Consider the following 513-nt stretch of genomic DNA (forward strand, 5'->3'; position numbering starts at 1 on the left):
CGTGTTCATTCCTGCGGCAGAGTCAGAAAAAATGATGGGGCCCTTAACGCGCCACCTGATGAGGCTTATTGCTAATGATGTTAAAGAGTGGATCCCCACGGGAGAGTTTCACCTGAGCATAAATATTGCATCGGAGCACCTCGCCGGAGAAGAGTTTATAGGGGATATGAGGGCGTTTCGTGACAGTATTCCTTCTTCGTTATCCCTTGTGGCGGAGATTACCGAACGCACACTCATTGAAAATACAGAGAAAACTGTTACCCATCTGTCCCAGTTGCGTGAGGCAGGTATAAAGGTTGCTATAGATGATTTTGGAACCGGCTATTGTTCCTTGTCTATCCTGCAAATCCTGCCTGCAGACTTTCTCAAAATTGACAGATGTTTCACAGAAACGATCGATTCTGCCAACGGAGACACCCCAGTGCTTGATGCCATTATCACCCTCAGTAAAAGACTGAAACTTACCATGATTGCAGAGGGTATCAGCACCAGGAAGCAGGCCCTGTTTATGAG

At 47.0% G+C, this 513-nt stretch carries 1 protein-coding gene; it reads left to right on the plus strand.

The features are described from left to right. On the plus strand, positions 1 to 513 hold a 513-nt coding region (locus WFN87_RS24015; protein WP_336989474.1), incomplete at both ends, for an EAL domain-containing protein.

Source organism: Cedecea sp. AS113 (assembly GCF_037152415.1).
GTDB lineage: Bacteria > Pseudomonadota > Gammaproteobacteria > Enterobacterales > Enterobacteriaceae > Cedecea.